The organism is Monashia sp. HAY1-2A (assembly GCF_056755315.1).
In genome coordinates this window covers 1-263 of sequence record NZ_JBNDHY010000479.1, presented here as the reverse complement: position 1 = coordinate 263, position 263 = coordinate 1, and the positions used below count along the sequence as shown (strand labels likewise).

The window sequence follows — 263 nt, the reverse complement described above, 5'->3', positions numbered from 1 at the left end:
ACACTAAGTGTTTCATGTTTTTCAATTTTACTTTATATAATTAAATTTCTGTTTTGTTTTTCCAAAAGCATATTTGCACCTTCAATACCTTGTAATCCTCCGGTATGAAAACACAGAATTTTGCTATTTTCAGGAAAATATTCTTCATTTATCATCTCAAAAATCTTCTGCATCATTTTTCCTGTATAGATCGGCTCCAGCGGAATTCCGTAATGTTCTTTAAAATCATTGATAAAACGGATATTCTCATCATTTATTTTACC

1 protein-coding gene is annotated in these 263 nt (G+C 29.3%); it reads right to left on the bottom strand.

What is annotated here, in order from left to right:
* Positions 1 to 32: 32 nt before the first annotated feature.
* Positions 33 to 263: hypothetical protein (locus ACPYOM_RS22785; protein WP_481347710.1), on the bottom strand; the 231-nt coding region annotated here is incomplete at its 5' end.